This is a genomic window from Candidatus Njordibacter sp. Uisw_058 (assembly GCF_047730065.1).
GTDB lineage: Bacteria > Pseudomonadota > Gammaproteobacteria > Pseudomonadales > Balneatricaceae > Njordibacter.
Genome location: NZ_CP159829.1, coordinates 2,864,900 through 2,880,586, shown reverse-complemented (window position 1 = coordinate 2,880,586; position 15,687 = coordinate 2,864,900). Strand labels below are relative to the sequence as shown.

13 protein-coding genes are annotated in these 15,687 nt (G+C 45.9%); 12 read left to right on the top strand and 1 reads right to left on the bottom strand.

What is annotated here, in order from left to right:
• Positions 1-140 precede the first annotated feature (140 nt).
• The 9 genes from ABXT59_RS13525 (at position 141) to ABXT59_RS13485 (ending at position 9,402) form a co-directional block, all read left to right on the top strand.
• Positions 141-1,193: an NAD(P)-dependent alcohol dehydrogenase gene (locus ABXT59_RS13525; RefSeq protein WP_443636734.1), complete on the top strand. Its 1,053-nt coding sequence runs from the start codon at positions 141-143 to the stop codon at positions 1,191-1,193.
• Between the two features lie 36 nt (positions 1,194-1,229).
• The gene (locus ABXT59_RS13520; RefSeq protein ID WP_443636733.1) at positions 1,230-2,765 is read left to right on the top strand and encodes an ABC transporter substrate-binding protein; all 1,536 of its coding nucleotides are present in this window, start codon (positions 1,230-1,232) and stop codon (positions 2,763-2,765) included.
• A gap of 53 nt (positions 2,766-2,818) precedes the next feature.
• Positions 2,819-3,685 carry a carbohydrate ABC transporter permease gene (locus ABXT59_RS13515; protein WP_443636732.1) on the top strand — a complete coding sequence of 289 codons (867 nt, stop codon included), beginning with the start codon at positions 2,819-2,821 and terminating at the stop codon, positions 3,683-3,685.
• A 1-nt stretch (position 3,686) separates the two neighbouring features.
• A complete protein-coding gene (locus ABXT59_RS13510; protein WP_443636731.1) occupies positions 3,687-4,532 on the top strand; it encodes a carbohydrate ABC transporter permease in 846 nt (281 codons plus the stop codon).
• Positions 4,533-4,537: 5 nt separating this feature from the next.
• Entirely contained in the window at positions 4,538-5,599 is a 1,062-nt protein-coding gene (locus ABXT59_RS13505; protein ID WP_443636730.1) for an ABC transporter ATP-binding protein, read from the top strand.
• Positions 5,592-6,671 (top strand): ABC transporter ATP-binding protein, encoded by a 1,080-nt coding sequence (locus ABXT59_RS13500; RefSeq protein WP_443636729.1) that lies wholly within the window; start codon positions 5,592-5,594, stop codon positions 6,669-6,671. The genes ABXT59_RS13505 and ABXT59_RS13500 overlap by 8 nt, the downstream gene beginning before the upstream one ends.
• A 371-nt stretch (positions 6,672-7,042) precedes the next feature.
• Positions 7,043-7,291, top strand: a complete 249-nt coding sequence (locus tag ABXT59_RS13495; protein ID WP_443636728.1) for a hypothetical protein — start codon at positions 7,043-7,045, stop codon at positions 7,289-7,291.
• Positions 7,292-7,530: 239 nt separating this feature from the next.
• Positions 7,531-7,695: a hypothetical protein gene (locus tag ABXT59_RS13490; RefSeq protein WP_443636727.1), complete on the top strand. Its 165-nt coding sequence runs from the start codon at positions 7,531-7,533 to the stop codon at positions 7,693-7,695.
• 381 nt (positions 7,696-8,076) lie between these two features.
• A complete protein-coding gene (locus ABXT59_RS13485) occupies positions 8,077-9,402 on the top strand; it encodes a malonyl-CoA decarboxylase (protein ID WP_443636726.1) in 1,326 nt (441 codons plus the stop codon).
• 47 nt (positions 9,403-9,449) lie between these two features.
• On the opposite strand, the gene ABXT59_RS13480 is transcribed toward ABXT59_RS13485, so the two are convergent.
• A complete protein-coding gene (locus ABXT59_RS13480) occupies positions 9,450-10,373 on the bottom strand; it encodes a LysR family transcriptional regulator (RefSeq protein ID WP_443636725.1) in 924 nt (307 codons plus the stop codon).
• A 98-nt stretch (positions 10,374-10,471) separates the two neighbouring features.
• Between ABXT59_RS13480 and ABXT59_RS13475 the strand changes: the two genes are divergently transcribed.
• The 3 genes from ABXT59_RS13475 to ABXT59_RS13465 all read left to right on the top strand — a co-directional run bounded on the left by ABXT59_RS13475 (position 10,472) and on the right by ABXT59_RS13465 (position 15,687).
• Positions 10,472-12,004, top strand: a complete 1,533-nt coding sequence (locus tag ABXT59_RS13475) for a trimethylamine methyltransferase family protein (protein WP_443636724.1) — start codon at positions 10,472-10,474, stop codon at positions 12,002-12,004.
• A 17-nt stretch (positions 12,005-12,021) separates the two neighbouring features.
• Positions 12,022-14,439 (top strand): GcvT family protein, encoded by a 2,418-nt coding sequence (locus ABXT59_RS13470; RefSeq protein WP_443636723.1) that lies wholly within the window; start codon positions 12,022-12,024, stop codon positions 14,437-14,439.
• Between the two features lie 111 nt (positions 14,440-14,550).
• Entirely contained in the window at positions 14,551-15,687 is a 1,137-nt protein-coding gene (locus tag ABXT59_RS13465; RefSeq protein WP_443636722.1) for a trans-sulfuration enzyme family protein, read from the top strand.

Genomic DNA, 15,687 nt, shown 5'->3' with positions numbered 1-15,687 from the left:
TTTATGAAAATGCTCAATTTTTGAACACATAAAAACCATAGTTTGGCAAAAATTGAACACCCATGATGCACGGATTGTAAAAGTTTGTCGGTATATTAACGACATATATCAAACACAGCGTATTATTTTTGGAGATTTACATGAAGGCGCAAGTTCTACATACATATGATGACGATCTAACAGCATCGACTTGGGTTGAGTACAAAGACGTACCTGATCCTACCATTACCAAGGGGTCTGACGTGATCGTACGTATTGGTGGAGCGGGTGTCTGTCGCACAGACCTGCACGTGATAGAAGGTGTTTGGCGTCCACACATGGACCCGACCGGAGATCAGCTGTTACCCCTCATCTTGGGTCATGAAAATGCCGGTTGGGTTGAGGATGTGGGTCCAGAGGTTCAAGGACTGAAAAAAGGCGACCCTGTTATTGTGCATCCAAAGATTTCTAACGGTACCTGTATTGCGTGTCGTCGTGGAGAAGACATGCATGGCGAAGGCACTTTTCCTGGACTTGATTCAGACGGGGGTTATGCGGAGGCATTAGTCACCTCTGAGCGTAACATCATCAAATTACCTGACTCATTATTACCCAAAGAAGTCGCACCCTATTCAGATGCAGGCCTAACCGCCTATAGAGCAGCGAAAAAAGCCACGCGGCACTTATTGCCAGGCGAATATTGTGTGGTGATTGGAGCGGGTGGATTAGGTCATATTGCCATTCAAGTTTTGCGCGCCATGTGTGCCGCAGAAATTATTGTGGTGGACACCTCAGCTAAATCACTTGAGCTTGCTGGCAAGTGTGGCGCTAACTATTTAGTGCAAGCTGATGGTGGCGAAGTTGAAGCAGTTTTATCACTAACCAAAGGCAAGGGTGCTCAAGCGGTACTCGACTTTGTTGGTGAAAAAGGCACAACCCGCAAGGGTTTGGAAATGACCCGAGCTGCGGGTAGTTACTATGTAGTGGGGTATGGTGAAGATATTCAAGTTCCAACTGTTGACTTAGTCATCACGGAAAAAAATATCATCGGTAACCTAGTAGGCACGTGGGCTGAACTGACTGAACTCATGGAGTTAGCTCATCGAGGCTTAGTAGATCTGACGACCCAAGAATACTCGCTTAGGGACGCTAATGTTGCTTTGCGTGATTTACATGAAGGTAAGATCAGCGGCCGAGCGGTTCTGATTCCCTAAACTGAATCAAAAAATTAAACTAAACTGGAGTATAGTATGATAAAAATAAATAAGTTTATTGGTCCAGCGTCGGTACTGGCGCTCGCTGTTGCGGCAGCATCGCCAGCGATGGCAAAGGACTATTCACAATTTGGTATTGAGAAGGATTTACCAGGCACATGTAGCTACGAAGCTATTGACGCTAAGGATTATTCTGGACGTTCACTGAATGTGATCACCCACGCAATTCCTGTTATTGGCGAGCCAACAGCTTTGCACGCTGAACAGTTTGCAAAACTTACAGGTGCCGAAGTGAACGTGGTTCACGTGCCTTTTGGTGACTTGTTTCAGCGTATAATGATTCCTTTTCAAAGTGAGCAAAACGCATATGACGTATTGTTCTACGCATCACTTTGGATTGGCGACTTTAATCGCTTTTTAGAGCCTGTGCCACAGAAGTACATTGATTCAACCGGCATGGCAGACGTGACTGATAGTTTTACTGGTGTTGCTACTTGGAATGGCCAGATGATTCAGTATCCAATGGATGGTGATCGTCATTACCTTAAGTATCGTACCGATATCTTTGATAATGCTGATGTGCAGGCAAAGTTCCTAGCTGATACAGGCAGTGAGCTAGTCGTGCCAGAGACTTGGGAAGACTATAACAAAGTTGCTGCTTACTTTAATGACAGCGATTGGGATGGTGATGGCGAGCTAAACTATGGCTCAGCTGAAGTAGCCAAGCGTGACGATCTGATGTTCTCTGCGTTCATCAGCCGTGCCGCTCCCTATGCGAAGCACCCAGATGTTAAAGGTGGTTTCTTCTTTGATCTAGAAACGATGGAGCCATTGATTAACTCACCAGGTTTCGTTCGTGGTTTGAAGCTGTTTGTTGATGCACAAAAAAGCTTCCCACCAGGAGGCAATAACTTTGGACTTGGCGATGAGATCTTCTCATTCGGTGGTGGCCAAACCTTGATGAGCTACAGCTGGGATGATGCCTACGTTCAGGCCAACCAAGCTGACAGTCGCATCCGTAATATGGTTGCTGCAGCGCCACTGCCTGGTGCTGGAGAAGTTTGGAACCGTGATACAGAAAAGTGGGACACATTTGCTACGCCAAACCGTGCACCTTATATGACTTGGGGCTGGTCTTCAGCTGTCTCGTCAATGTCAGAAGAGCAGGATATGGCTTTTGACTTCTTGTGTTTCTTCTCTAACGAAGCTAACGCCAAGCACGACTTACAGATTGGTCGCTTTGGAGTTAATCCTTACCGTGACGAGCATTTAGATGTAGACTTCTGGAAAGGACAGGGCTGGGAAGACAAGACAGCTGAATCCTATGTTTCGACTTTGTCGAACATGGAGCAAAGTCAAAACCGTGTGTTTGACTTGCGTGTTCCTGGTGTAAGTCAGTTCATGTCATCCATGGCTAATGGTGTTGCTGAGGCAATGGCAGGTCAGAAATCTGCTCAAGAAGCGCTAGATGGTGTAGCCAAAGAATGGGCTGAAATCACTGATCGTATTGGTAAAGATCGGTTGCGTGAAGCCTATGCCAACGTTGTTAAGCTTGAAGACAACGAAGGTTGATGCTGTAGGGTGGGCGCCTCTTGGCGCCCACCAACAATCTCGGAAAAACTATAATGTTATCTTCAAAACACTTCTTTTTGCTACCAGCACTTTTAACTTTGGTAGCCATCATTCTTTTCCCACTTTTATTCACAGTTCGAGTTAGCTTTTCAAGCTGGGATGTTTTCCAGTCAGGACTCGATTTTATTGGCGGCAGTAACTACGTCCGTGTGTTCGAGGACCAGCGCTTCTGGCAAAGCCTTCAGCGCCTATCCCTACTATCAATCATTTCCGTATCTTTGCAATATACCTTAGGTTTTGCATTGGCCTTAGCTGTTTGGAAACAGGTGCGGGGAGGCCGCTTATTGCGGGTATTATTCCTTATTCCAATGATGACCACCCCGGTGGTGATGTCAGTTATTTGGCGTACTGTATTTCATGAAAGCCTAGGCCCCGTAAATGACATTTTAAGTGCGTTTGGCGTGGGTCCTGTGCCGTGGCTCTCGAGCGCAACTGGGGCATTTATCAGTGTGCTAATTGTAGAAGTTTGGCAATGGACACCCTTTATGTTCCTGCTCCTGTTAGCGGGTTTGGTATCGCTACCCAAAGAACCTTATTTAGCAGCAGCCATAGATGGGGCGGGCACATGGCGAACCTTCTGGCAGGTTACTTTTCCACTGATGGCACCCATAACCATTGGTGCATTGATTATCCGACTTATAGAAGCATCCAAGATTATGGATACCGTTTACGTGCTGACTTCAGGTGGGCCAGGGACGGCAACTGAGACCTCGTCCTATTACATCTACATACGTGGATTGCGAGATTTTCAAATCGGTTATTCTGCGGCTCTGTCGTTGGTTTATCTAATCATCATGATTATCAGTCTCACTATTATTGCGAAACTTCTGTTACGAACGCTGGTCGGGAAGGACGAATAAAATGAATAAGTTCTACCACACCCTTAAAACTATTTTTTTACTTGGTTGGTCAATTTTTGTAGTGTTTCCATTTCTCTGGGCACTCACGACTTCTTTTAAAGATGCTAATGCCATTACCAGTGGCGCAACTTATATTCCTTGGGTCGATTTTGAACCATCGACTCAGGGCTGGACGTCACTATTTACCACTGGATCTCAGGGCATCAATATCATTGGCCCATTTATCGATTCTGCAGTGGTGACCTTGATTGCCAGTTTGGTGAGTTTAATTCTTGGCACACTAGCCGCCTATGGTCTGTCCCGTTTTGAGTATCGCTTAGGCTTTGTAAAGAATTCTGATATTACTTTTTTCTTTATCTCTCAGCGCATCATGCCACCTATTGTGTTGGCAATTCCATTCTTTCTAATGCTTAAAGAACTGGGTGCACTGGATACTATCTTTGGTTTGGTTTTAGTTTACATCGCTCTATTGCTGCCAATAGCAGTGTGGGTTATGACCGACTTTTTTTCGGGCATTCCCAAAGAGTTAGATGAAATGGCCATGACGGATGGCTGCAGTCCCATTGGTGCTTTCTTCCGTGTGATTTTACCAAATTCTGTACCTGGATTAGTTGTTGCAGGCATGTTTTGCTTAATTTTTGGATGGAACGACTTTTTCTTTGCCTTTACCCTGACGTTTACAGAGACTCAGCTTTTACCCGTGTCTATCGTTTCGCTCAATTCCTCAGTGACTCCGTGGTGGTCCCTGTCAGCCTTTGCCCTAATTTCAGTCGCACCTTTGGCTTGTGTTGCAGTCATCGTAGAACGTTACATGTCACGTGGCACCATGTCGGGGGCCATTAGGTAATTATTATGCTTCAGATTGATCATCTCACAACTGCTGATGCCAAAGTTACTTTGGACGATGTCTCATTTCTTTTTGAGGCTGGCAAAATTTATACCATCTTAGGCCGCACAGGTGCGGGCAAGACTGAACTTCTGCGAGCCCTAATGGGGCTCAACCCTTTGACTGTTGGCACTGTAAAATTGGATGAAGAGGATATTACTGAGCGGCCCATCAGGGCCCGAAATATGTCTCTTGTGTACCAGCAGTTTATTAATTACCCGCACTTAAGTGTGCTGGATAATGTGGCCTTTCCGCTGCGCCGCCAAGGCAAGAAAAAAGCTGAGGCACAAGTGCTTGCTAGCCAGATGCTTGAAACGGTTGGCCTAGGAGAATTTTTCCAACGTCGGCCAGCACAGCTCTCTGGTGGCCAGCAACAACGTGTGGCTCTGGCCCGCGCCATGGTTAAACAGTCACGCATCTTGATGCTAGACGAACCCTTGGCAAACCTAGACTATAAACTGCGTGAGCAGCTGCGTGAGGAGTTTCCAAGGCTGGTGGCTGACAATGTTGAGAGTGTCATCTTGTACACAACCACAGAGCCTCGTGAGGCCATGGAATTGGGTAACACGATGATCGTCATGCATGACGGTAGGGTTATCGCCAGTGGCGCACCTGCCGATTTATTTGCACACCCACCCACCAAAGATACGGCAAGCGTCATCAGTGATCCACCGATCTCCTTCATCTCAGGCTTTGTGCGTGATAATAGCCTTTACTTCAGTGAAGGGCATTTGGCCCCCAGTGAAGGCTTGCTGTTACCAGCAGATGGCCCAGTGACCATTGCTTTGCGGCCTGATGCAATTGAGCCAGTTGGTGCATTTAATGCGCAGATAGGCTTGTCAGAATTTAGTGGATCACAAACGATCATTCACCTCGATTTTGATTTTGGTCGTGCCATCATGATGGTTGATGGTATTGAAGCTTTTGCAGCGGGCAATGACATCAGCGTTTCAATCCGGTCAGAACACATCATGTTGTTTGCACCAGATGGTGGCAATATAACACTCAGGAATAACCAAGATGGCTAAAATTGTATTGGAAAACCTTGGGCACAGCTATTTAGCTGATCCCAAAGGCGAGCATGACTATGCTTTAAAGCCAGTTAATCTGACTTGGCAAGATGGTAAAACATACGCTTTGTTGGGTCCTTCAGGCTGTGGCAAGACCACTATGCTCAATATTATATCGGGGCTGGTCGCGCCATTACATGGGCGCTTATTGTTTGACGGGGAGGATGTGACTAACATCCCTACATCTGAGCGTAATATTGCTCAAGTGTTTCAGTTTCCAGTCATCTATTCGACTAAAACAGTCAGGCAGAATTTAGCCTTTCCGCTGGAATGCCGTGGCGTTTCACCGTCGCGCATCAGGCAACGGGTGGCAGAAGTGGCCACGCTGTTAGATTTGGATTATGCCTTAGATATGCCTGCACGTAAGCTCAGTGCTGATCAAAAGCAATTGATCTCTTTGGGACGGGGCTTAGTGCGGGAAGATGTTAGCGCCATTCTGTTGGATGAGCCATTAACAGTGATTGACCCGCAAATGAAATTTATGCTGCGGCGTAAGTTGCGGGAAATTAACCGGCAAACAGGCGTAACTATGATCTTGGTGACCCACGATCAAAGCGAAGCCATGAGTTTTGCTGATGAGATTGTGGTGATGAAAGATGGTTTATTACAGCAGTCAGGCACACCTGAGGAGCTATTCTTACGCCCACAAAATGATTTTGTAGGCTATTTTATAGGTTCACCACCGATGAACATGATTAACCTTGAAGTTCGCCAAGGTACGCTAGAAACCGATGCCCTGAGCTTAACTCAGCCATCACCGAGTGAGAGTAATGCCCTACTCTATCAACTGGGCATCAGGCCAGAGCATATCTCTTTGGTCAACCAGACGGCAGACAACGTTGGAGTGGGCATCATCAAAAAAATCGAGCACCTAGGGGTTGATGGTATTGTGACGCTCGAATTAGCCGCCAATGTAGTCATTAAAGCGAAGACTCGCAAACACACGGCTATGTCTGTGGGTACAACAATGGGAATTAATGTACGCCAAGACGATGCTCTTTTATACCTTGATGGTAGGCTAGCCACTTAGCACCTAGCTTGCCATAATATTTCTGCACCACTAAAGCGAGCTGCCTAAGGTGGTTTTTAAAGGGGCGTTACTGAGTCCGCTGCTATGATAGTGTTGCAAAAACAAGCTAGGACATCACCCCTTGATGGCCTAACTTTATAATTATACTACCGTTTTAATACCCCTCTGTCGGCCCTATTGCCAAGCTTAGCGTTGCTATTAAGGTATCAGTATCTAATTAAAAAAGTTATCAACCAAAGTTGATTACTAATGTATAATGCTGGCTCGATAAATTAATTTAAGACACTAAATGCAAAAAGCGTACGTCCTAGTGAAAACTAGTATTGTGTGTATATAGTTGATTGTGTCAGAATAAAATGGAAATCAAAACAGTGACTGTAAATGACGATAGACAAGCATCGCTATCCAATGACGAGCAGCAAAGCCTTTCTCCTTTAAGGATTGCTGGCTGGGTTGGTGTAGTCGTTGCAACTCCATTTTTTTTGTGGGTGCCACTTGGATTCATAAGCTTCATACCATCGATGATTGATGTCTTTGGTATTGTTGGAGTGCGCATCCCTGCAGCGTTTACGATTGCTGGACTATTGCTAGCAGCAGTTGGATTTCACCGGATTGAATGAGGGCTAAACCGGGCCTTTAGTTGGACCAAAGTTAACTCAATAAGTAAGGAAATTAGTATGTTCAAATTATCAGATTTTTTCATCATGCTGGCGGTTGCGGTGTCCTTTGCAGTATCTGGACTGCTCTGGTTCGAAGGTAAGCAATTAGAAGGATTGTTCACTGCAATATGGGTACCTTCTATCCTTTCCTTTGGTATTTACTTCAAGTTGTCTAGCCTATTGGCAAGGAGAAACCAATCATGATTTCTGATAACTTGTTTCCTATCGCCATATTTGTGTTCATTATCATGATGATAGGCCTTGTGTTAACTTTTATAGAATTTCGGTATGGCGAGCCGAAGCGTCAACAGGATCGAGCTGACAGAAAAGCGGAAGCAGCCATTAAAGACGATATGGCCCAATAAGCCCACGCAGTATTTTTGCTGCATGTTCTTGGCTTAATGAGGTCAAATTTTTCCTGCTTTTTCGCTAAGTGGATAGATTTTTTGTGCCTAACTCTTTAAAGAGATCTTTCTTTTTTTAGACCCAGTATGCTGTTTTGTAGCACCCATGATTTGTTATATCTTTAAATCTATAAAAACATATTCGAAAGAATCCTGATTCCCTCTCCGCACAAATATCCCAAATCACTCGGTAGTTTAATCTGGTCATGGGTCTGTGCGACCCATGGGTCGACTTGATATGGAGAACTGATAATGGTGTTACAGTGTGGGCATAAATTAAACCTCCAACTCGAGCCAAAGCTTTGATACTACGGCTTGGTTTACCTGAGGAGAAAAGATCACATGCAGCAATTGGCGAATCAATTATTCCATAAGACCATTCGACGATGGGTGCCATTCTGGCGTGATGCCCAACCACAGTTTGATGCGTTAGAGAAACTATCACTTGATCCTGAATTGAATAACGCAGATGAAAAAGTGCTGTTGACTTGGATGGATGCCTGCCTTAAAGATAATGGTGGCGAAGTGGCTGCCCGTTCTCGAGCAGCCGAACTAGGCCGACGTTTCTTAGATTTAAATGATGCGGGGCGAGTTCGTTTTTTGTGTTTGATGGCAGACAACTACTCTGTTGATGAGGTGCACCTGACTGCAGTAATTGAGTCTTGGTTGAGTGCAAATTCAGATCAACGGCGCATGTTAGAGGCACAGCTTCGTAGTGCCCTTGAACCCCCTAGAATGAAATTACTGACACAGTTCAACGAGCTCCCCCAAGGCGTAAAATTTTTAGTGGATATGCGCGCTGAAGTACTTCGATTGCGCCGTGAGCACCCTAACCTTGCACCCCTCGAGGTAGATTTAAAGCGTCTTTTAGGTGCATGGTTTGATGTTGGTTTGTTGCAACTGGAGGAAATAAACTGGGGTTCCAGTGCAGAGTTGTTAGAGAAGTTGATTGCCTATGAGGCTGTGCATGCGATACAAAGCTGGGCGGATCTTAAAAACCGTCTTGATTCAGATCGCCGTTGTTTTGCCTTCTTTCATCCTAATATGCCAGACGAACCTCTCATATTTGTAGAGGTTGCGCTGGTCAAAGGCATGGCGAGTAATGTTCAAGCACTGCTCGATGAGTCGGCACCATTAGAAGATATTCGCCTTGCAGATACAGCCATATTTTACTCTATCTCTAATGCGCAAAAAGGTCTCTCAGGCATCAGTTTTGGTAACTTTCTAATCAAGAGTGTGGTTAAAAAACTGCAGCAAGAATTTCCTCAACTCAAGCAGTTTGCGACGCTTTCACCCATCCCTGGTTTTTGTCGTTGGTTAGATAGTATGGATGCTGTTAAGGAGTCTGATTTATTGTGGGAGGACTCAATGTCTAGCTCACCTGAGCAGCTACAAAAATTGGCGGCGCACTACCTTGTTGAACAAAAACAAAAGCGCAATGACAAACATGCTCGAGACCCTGTGGCCCATTTTCACCTTAGTAATGGGGCTAAATTGGAACGGCTCAACTGGATGGCAGATACGTCTGATAATGGGGTGAAGCAATCGGCAGGTATGATGGTTAACTATTTATATGAATTACCTCATATCGAGAGTCGCAGCCAAAGTTATAGCGCTGATGGTAAGGTGGCTGTGTCGACTAGTGTTGAAAAACAACTCAATCTATAAAGGTGTGCTGGTGGTAATGAGATTGCCCTGGGCTTTCTAGCCTATTTTTACTGTGTGCCAAAATGGGTGAAATTGATCTGACACCAAGTTTGTAACTGCTCACACACAGCCTCTAGTAATTTGCCATGCTGGTGACTTTTGCGCACCACAGCACTCCATTTGACGGGCATGCCCTGTTTAGTGACACTTAATGCCACTAACTGACCCTTATCAAGGTATGGTTGGACAGCCCAGCGGCTTAAAATAGACCGTCCAAAGCCAGCCTTGACCATCTCTATAACAGCTTCTGTGTTGCCCGCTCTTAAGTAGTTTAATGGTCTGCGACCTGCTGGACGCCATAAAAGTTCTTCCTCAAACCCCGTTTCATAAATGGTTGAATAAGTGATAAACGGGTCATCCAAAAAGTCTGCTGCAAGCATATAGTTTTGAGCGGCTGTGGGGTAGCCTAGGGCAGATATGGCCAGTAGTTCATCATTAAAAAGAGAGAACACTTTAGTTCGGCTGGAACTCAGATTACCTGCACTTATGGCAATATCTACATCGCCATCTAATACACTTCGTATCGGCACCTTGGTGGTGTCAGTAATGAACTCAAAATATAAATTAGGCCATTGATGCTGCAGTTGTTTTAAAAATAAGGGCAGCCAGCGATAGCTGTTATAGGCAAAAGTACCAATACGAATCACCTCACCTGGTGTTGCACCAGGCTTTCCAATAAGGGTAGCTTCAGCTAAACCCGCTTCCATAAGAATGGTATCCGCACTGGTGGCGAGCAGATCTCCTGCAGAAGTTAGCCTCAAACGCCTGCCCACACGAGCAAATAATTTAGTACCTAAGCGCCGCTCAGCCTCAGCGATTTGATGGCTTAAGGCGGGTTGAGTTAGCCCTAAGGCTTGGGCTGCAGCTGATACGGTGCCATGAATCCGAACCGCCTGGACCACTCGATAGTGGCTTAGTTGTAGGCGTAACATATATCAAATAATTTCATAGTTAGTGACTAAATTATTAATTATTCACTAAGGTGACAATACCCTATGATGACTTTTTATAGCAAGTCTATGGTGGATTAATGAGACGCTCTCGTGCTAATCGCGCGCAATCAACGCGTTCTAGTGGTGCTGTCAACCAAGCGCCCTCTAGACAAATGTGTAATCCATATGCGCCCATGGAGTTGATGGATGAATCTCAGCTAGATGACATTCATCAGGCTTCACTCAAGCTTTTATGTAAAGTGGGGATGGATTTTCAGTCACCAAGAGCGGTGGACATTTTACGTCGTGCCGGTGCCATGGTTGATGCAGATGGACTCCGAGTTAGGTTCGATCCAGATTGGCTCATGCAGACCATTGCCACAACGCCTAAATCATTTATGCTGCATGGACGTCGACCAGACCGTCATCTAACCATGGGAGGCAACTCAACGGCTTTTGCGATGGTAGCTAGCACACCTAATGTGTCAGATTTGGACAGAGGTCGTGTGACTGGGAATTATGATGACTTTTGTAACTTATTACGCTTAGGTGAAAGCCTGAACAGTGTCCAATTGCAGGCTGGTTTTCCTGTAGAGCCCTGTGATGTGCCTGTCAATACTCGCCATCTTGTGGCGGGGGCGGCCATGGCGCGTCTGACGACTAAACCTATAGGGGGTTATGCCCTAGGCCGACAACGTATGCAGGATGTCATTGATATCGTGCGCATAGCTCGTGGTATTGATCATGCAACCTTGCTGCAACAGCCCTGCATGCATACAGTTGTGAATTCCAATTCACCATTAATTTATGACGGGGCCTTATTGGAAGGGGCCATTGTTATGGCCGAAAATAACCAACCCGTCATCTATACCCCCTTTACTCTTGCTGGGGCCATGGCACCCATCACCATGGCGGGTGCCTTAGTGCAGCAAAATGCGGAGTGTTTAGCAGGTTTAGCCTTTCATCAATGTGTGAACCCAGGAGCACCTGCGATGTATGGTAGCTTTACCTCTAACGTAGATATGAAATCTGGCTCACCTGCGTTTGGTACTCCAGAATACAGCCAAGCCACTATTGTGTCTGGTCAACTCGCACGCAAGTATGGCATTCCCTTCCGTGCGTCAAACGCTAACGCCTCTAACGCTCCCGACGCACAGGCTGCATATGAGTCCCAAATGTCATTATGGGCTTGTATGTTAGGTCAAGTGAACTACGTTTTACATGGCTTAGGATGGCTTGAAGGAGGCTTATGTACTTCCTATGAAAAAATTATTCTTGATGCAGAAATGATTCAAATGCATCAAGCTTTTTTGCAGCCCATGGAGACTAATAGTGAGGCCTTAGCAGTTGATGCTATTGCAGAAGTGGGGCCTGGCAGTCACTTTTTTGCTTCACCCCATACCATGTCCCGATATGAGAAGGCGTTTTATTCCCCCTTATTATCCAATTGGTCTAACTTTGAAAACTGGCGTGATGCCGGAGCTTTAGATGCGACACAAAGGGCTAATAAAATTTGGAAGCAGATGTTGCAAGATTATGAAGAGCCTAAATTGGAGTCTTCTATAGACGATGAACTGACCGACTTTGTGCAACGTCGCACCCACGAGGGTGGAGCTGTGCCAGGGTCCTAATAAAAGGATGTATCAGTATGAAGACTCATGTTCAAGTAGCTGTTATTGGCGGGGGCGTCGTGGGCTGCTCAGTACTTTATCACCTGACTAAGTTAGGCTGGTCAGATATTTGTCTGATAGAGCGTTCGGAGTTGACGTCTGGTTCTACATGGCATGCTGCAGGTGGCTTTCACACCCTCAATGCCGACCCAAATATGGCAGCTCTGCAAGGTTATACCATTAAGCTCTATAAAGAGTTGGAAGCCCTTACAGGCTTAAACTGTGGTTTACATCATGTGGGTGGCATTACTCTAGCGGATAGTCCTGAACGTATGGACTTTATTAAAGCCGCACGGGCCATGCATCGACATATGGGTTTGGACACGCACATCATTAGCCCAGAGGAAATCAAAAAACTAAGCCCAATTGTAAATACTCAAGGTATTTTAGGGGCCTTATATGACCCACTTGATGGCCATTTAGACCCTTCTGGCACAACGCATGCTTACGCTAAAGCGGCACAAATTCAAGGTGCAGAAATTTACTTAAGAAACCCAGTCACTGACCTCAAGCAACGTCCAAATGGCAGTTGGGATATAACCACTAAAAATGGCATGATCCATGCGGAGCATGTGGTTAATGCAGGTGGCTTATGGGCCCGAGAATTGGGTGAAATGGTCGGTGTATTCCTGCCTCTTCATCCTATGGAACATCAATATTTGATCACCGATGATTTGCCTGAAGTATTTACCAGAGATGCGGAACTACCCCACGTCATGGACCCTGCTGGAGAGAGCTATCTGCGCCAAGAAGGTAAAGGTTTGGTGATTGGTATTTATGAACAAGATTGTGACCCTTGGGCCCTAGACGGCACTCGTTGGGACTTCGGTCATGAGTTGTTGGACAATAAATTAGACCGCATTAGCGACTCTCTTGAGTTTACTTTTAAACGTTTTCCTTGTTTAGAAACTGCAGGCATAAAGACTATCGTCAATGGGCCATTTACTTTTGCACCTGATGGTAATCCTTTAGTTGGTCCGGTCCCTGGGCTACAAAACTATTGGTCCTGTTGTGCCGTGATGGCTGGCTTTAGCCAAGGTGGTGGTGTGGGTCTGAGCCTGGCAGAATGGATGGTACATGGCGAGCCATCCCGAGATATATTTGCCATGGACGTGGCTCGTTATGGTGATTTTTGTACCAAGGCCTATACCCGTAATAAGGTGCGGGAAAATTATCAAAAACGCTTTAGTATTTCTTATCCCAATGAAGAGCTTCCGGCTGGCCGGCCACTTAATACGACGCCAGCTTATTCGATATGGCAGCAACAAAGGGCAGTTTTTGGCCAAGGTTATGGCATGGAACATGTGAATTATTTTGCCCCTGAAGGAGAGCCATTATTAGAAACACCCAGTTTTAGACGTTCCAACGCATTTACTGCCATTGGTAATGAATGCCATGCTGTGCGTACTTCAGTGGGTATTAATGAAGTGCATAATTTTGGTAAATATCTAGTCAAAGGTAAAGGTGCGCAGGCATGGTTGGATGGTGTTATGGCAGGCAAATTACCTGCTCTGGGACGCATAACCCTAAGTCCTATGCTGAGTCCTTTGGGGAAGCTTATGGGGGACTTTACCATTTCCCATATTGCTCATCACGAGTATCAACTCACGGCTTCTTTTGGTGCTCAAGACCTACATATGCGTTGGTTTGAACGGTACCTTCCAGCACTTAATGTGGAACTTAAGAATGTATCTATGAGTCGTATTGGCTTTCAAATAGCAGGTCCAAAGGCGCGCGAATTGCTCGCACAATGCACTCGATTCGACGTCTCCAATAACGCCATGCCATTTTTGTCTGTACAAAAAATAGAAGTCGGTCAATGTGACGCTATAGTTCAGCGGGTGAGTTATACGGGTGATTTGGGCTATGAAATATATGTGCCTGCTGAGCAGCAGGTCAGCTTGTACCATACCTTAGCTGAGGCAGGTGTGGCCTTTAATCTTAAACCTTTTGGTATGCGTGCGATGATGAGCTTGCGCTTAGAAAAATCGTTTGGTGCATGGATGCGCGAATATAAACCAGATTACACCCCCATGGAAACCGGGTTAGACCGCTTTTTGGATTACCATAAACAGCCAGATTATATTGGTAAGGCGGCTGCCCTCGCAGAGTTAGTAGAGCCCCCAAAACGCAGGCTGGTAAGTTTTATAGTCGATGCTATTGATGCTGATGTGGTGGCAGATGAACCCATTTGGAAAGATGGAACGGTAGTGGGTTTTGTGACTTCAGGTGGCTATGCGCACTTTAGTAAAAAATCTGTTGCTCTGGGTTTTGTACCCACCAATATGATTGTTGATGGCGCAGCATTTGAGATTGAAATTTTGGGTGAAATGCGCGCTGCCACACTATTTACCAAAGTCTTATTTGATCCCCAATCTCGACACATGCGGAGTTAGACTCTGGTAAGTTGCTTAGCCCATCTTTTTTTGTAAGCGCAAACTATTAGCTTAAATTATATCTGCGGTTCATAATCGCCTATACGTAATATTGCTACCTATGGACCTTGCATGCCAAAAAATCAAGACGCTAGCCTCCTTTCCCACGCTGGCCATTACCTAGACACTCGCTCTGGTGCTGTTGTGCCGCCAATACAACCTAGCTCTACCTATGCCCGTGACGAACAAGGCGAGCTATACAACGCATCTCGCACCTATGCTCGTGATCATAGTGACAATAGTGAGCAAGCTGAAGCTGTGATCTGTAGGTTAGAGGGCGGCCAAGCAAGCCGCTTGTTTGGGTCTGGCATGGCGGCAGCTACTGCTATAGTGCAATCATTGCGCCCTGGTCAACGATTGGTTGCGCCCACGGTTATGTATTGGTCATTACGGGCATGGATGGTGGATTTTTGCAATGACTGGGGTATTGAGCTGGTTTTTTATGATGCTGACGATGCTACCGACTTAGCTCGTGTAGTGGTCGCCAAACCAACCCACATGGTTTGGCTTGAGTCACCTGCAAACCCCACCTGGCAAGTGGTAGATATTGCCGCTGCAGCACAAGTGGCTCACACAGCTAACGCACAGTTAGTCGTAGATGCTACGGTATTAACGCCACTACTGTGCAAACCCATTGAGCTAGGTGCCGATCTGGTTTTTCATTCAGCTACCAAATACCTGAATGGCCATTCAGACGTGGTTGCAGGAGTAGTCACTTGCGCTCAACAAGACCAACGGTGGCAGCGTATTTGTAATATCCGAGCACAACTAGGTGGTATTCTGAGCCCATTCTCGAGTTGGTTATTACTGCGAGGCATGCGCACCTTGCATTTACGTGTTGAGCGCGCCAGTAGCAATGCCCAAGCCTTTGCCGAACATTTCCATAACCACCCTCAGGTCATAGAGGTGATGTACCCTGGGTTACCTAGCCACCCGCAGCATAACATTGCTAAGCAGCAGTGTAAGAACGGTTTTGGTGGCATGTTATCCATTCGATTTAAGGGCGGACGTGAACAAACTGCCATCATCATGGGCAAGCTACAATTGATGGTTAGAGCCACATCTTTGGGTGGCGTTGAAAGCCTTGTAGAGCATAGGGCCCTCATAGAAGGCCCTACCAGTCCAGTGCCAGATGACTTATTACGATTTTCTATAGGCTGTGAGGCTATTGAAGACCTTATTGCCGATTTAGAGCGAGCCTTGGTTTGA

What these genes read in the sequence shown, in the direction of transcription:
- ABXT59_RS13490 (WP_443636727.1), top strand. Translation starts at nt 7,531, where the DNA reads ATGATTTCTGATAACTTGTTTCCTATCGCCATATTTGTGTTCATTATC.
- ABXT59_RS13485 (WP_443636726.1), top strand. Translation starts at nt 8,077, where the DNA reads ATGCAGCAATTGGCGAATCAATTATTCCATAAGACCATTCGACGATGG.
- ABXT59_RS13470 (WP_443636723.1), top strand. Translation starts at nt 12,022, where the DNA reads ATGAAGACTCATGTTCAAGTAGCTGTTATTGGCGGGGGCGTCGTGGGC.
- ABXT59_RS13480 (WP_443636725.1), bottom strand. Translation starts at nt 10,373, where the DNA reads ATGTTACGCCTACAACTAAGCCACTATCGAGTGGTCCAGGCGGTTCGG.
- ABXT59_RS13505 (WP_443636730.1), top strand. Translation starts at nt 4,538, where the DNA reads ATGCTTCAGATTGATCATCTCACAACTGCTGATGCCAAAGTTACTTTG.
- ABXT59_RS13500 (WP_443636729.1), top strand. Translation starts at nt 5,592, where the DNA reads ATGGCTAAAATTGTATTGGAAAACCTTGGGCACAGCTATTTAGCTGAT.
- ABXT59_RS13515 (WP_443636732.1), top strand. Translation starts at nt 2,819, where the DNA reads ATGTTATCTTCAAAACACTTCTTTTTGCTACCAGCACTTTTAACTTTG.
- ABXT59_RS13520 (WP_443636733.1), top strand. Translation starts at nt 1,230, where the DNA reads ATGATAAAAATAAATAAGTTTATTGGTCCAGCGTCGGTACTGGCGCTC.
- ABXT59_RS13475 (WP_443636724.1), top strand. Translation starts at nt 10,472, where the DNA reads ATGAGACGCTCTCGTGCTAATCGCGCGCAATCAACGCGTTCTAGTGGT.
- ABXT59_RS13465 (WP_443636722.1), top strand. Translation starts at nt 14,551, where the DNA reads ATGCCAAAAAATCAAGACGCTAGCCTCCTTTCCCACGCTGGCCATTAC.
- ABXT59_RS13510 (WP_443636731.1), top strand. Translation starts at nt 3,687, where the DNA reads ATGAATAAGTTCTACCACACCCTTAAAACTATTTTTTTACTTGGTTGG.
- ABXT59_RS13525 (WP_443636734.1), top strand. Translation starts at nt 141, where the DNA reads ATGAAGGCGCAAGTTCTACATACATATGATGACGATCTAACAGCATCG.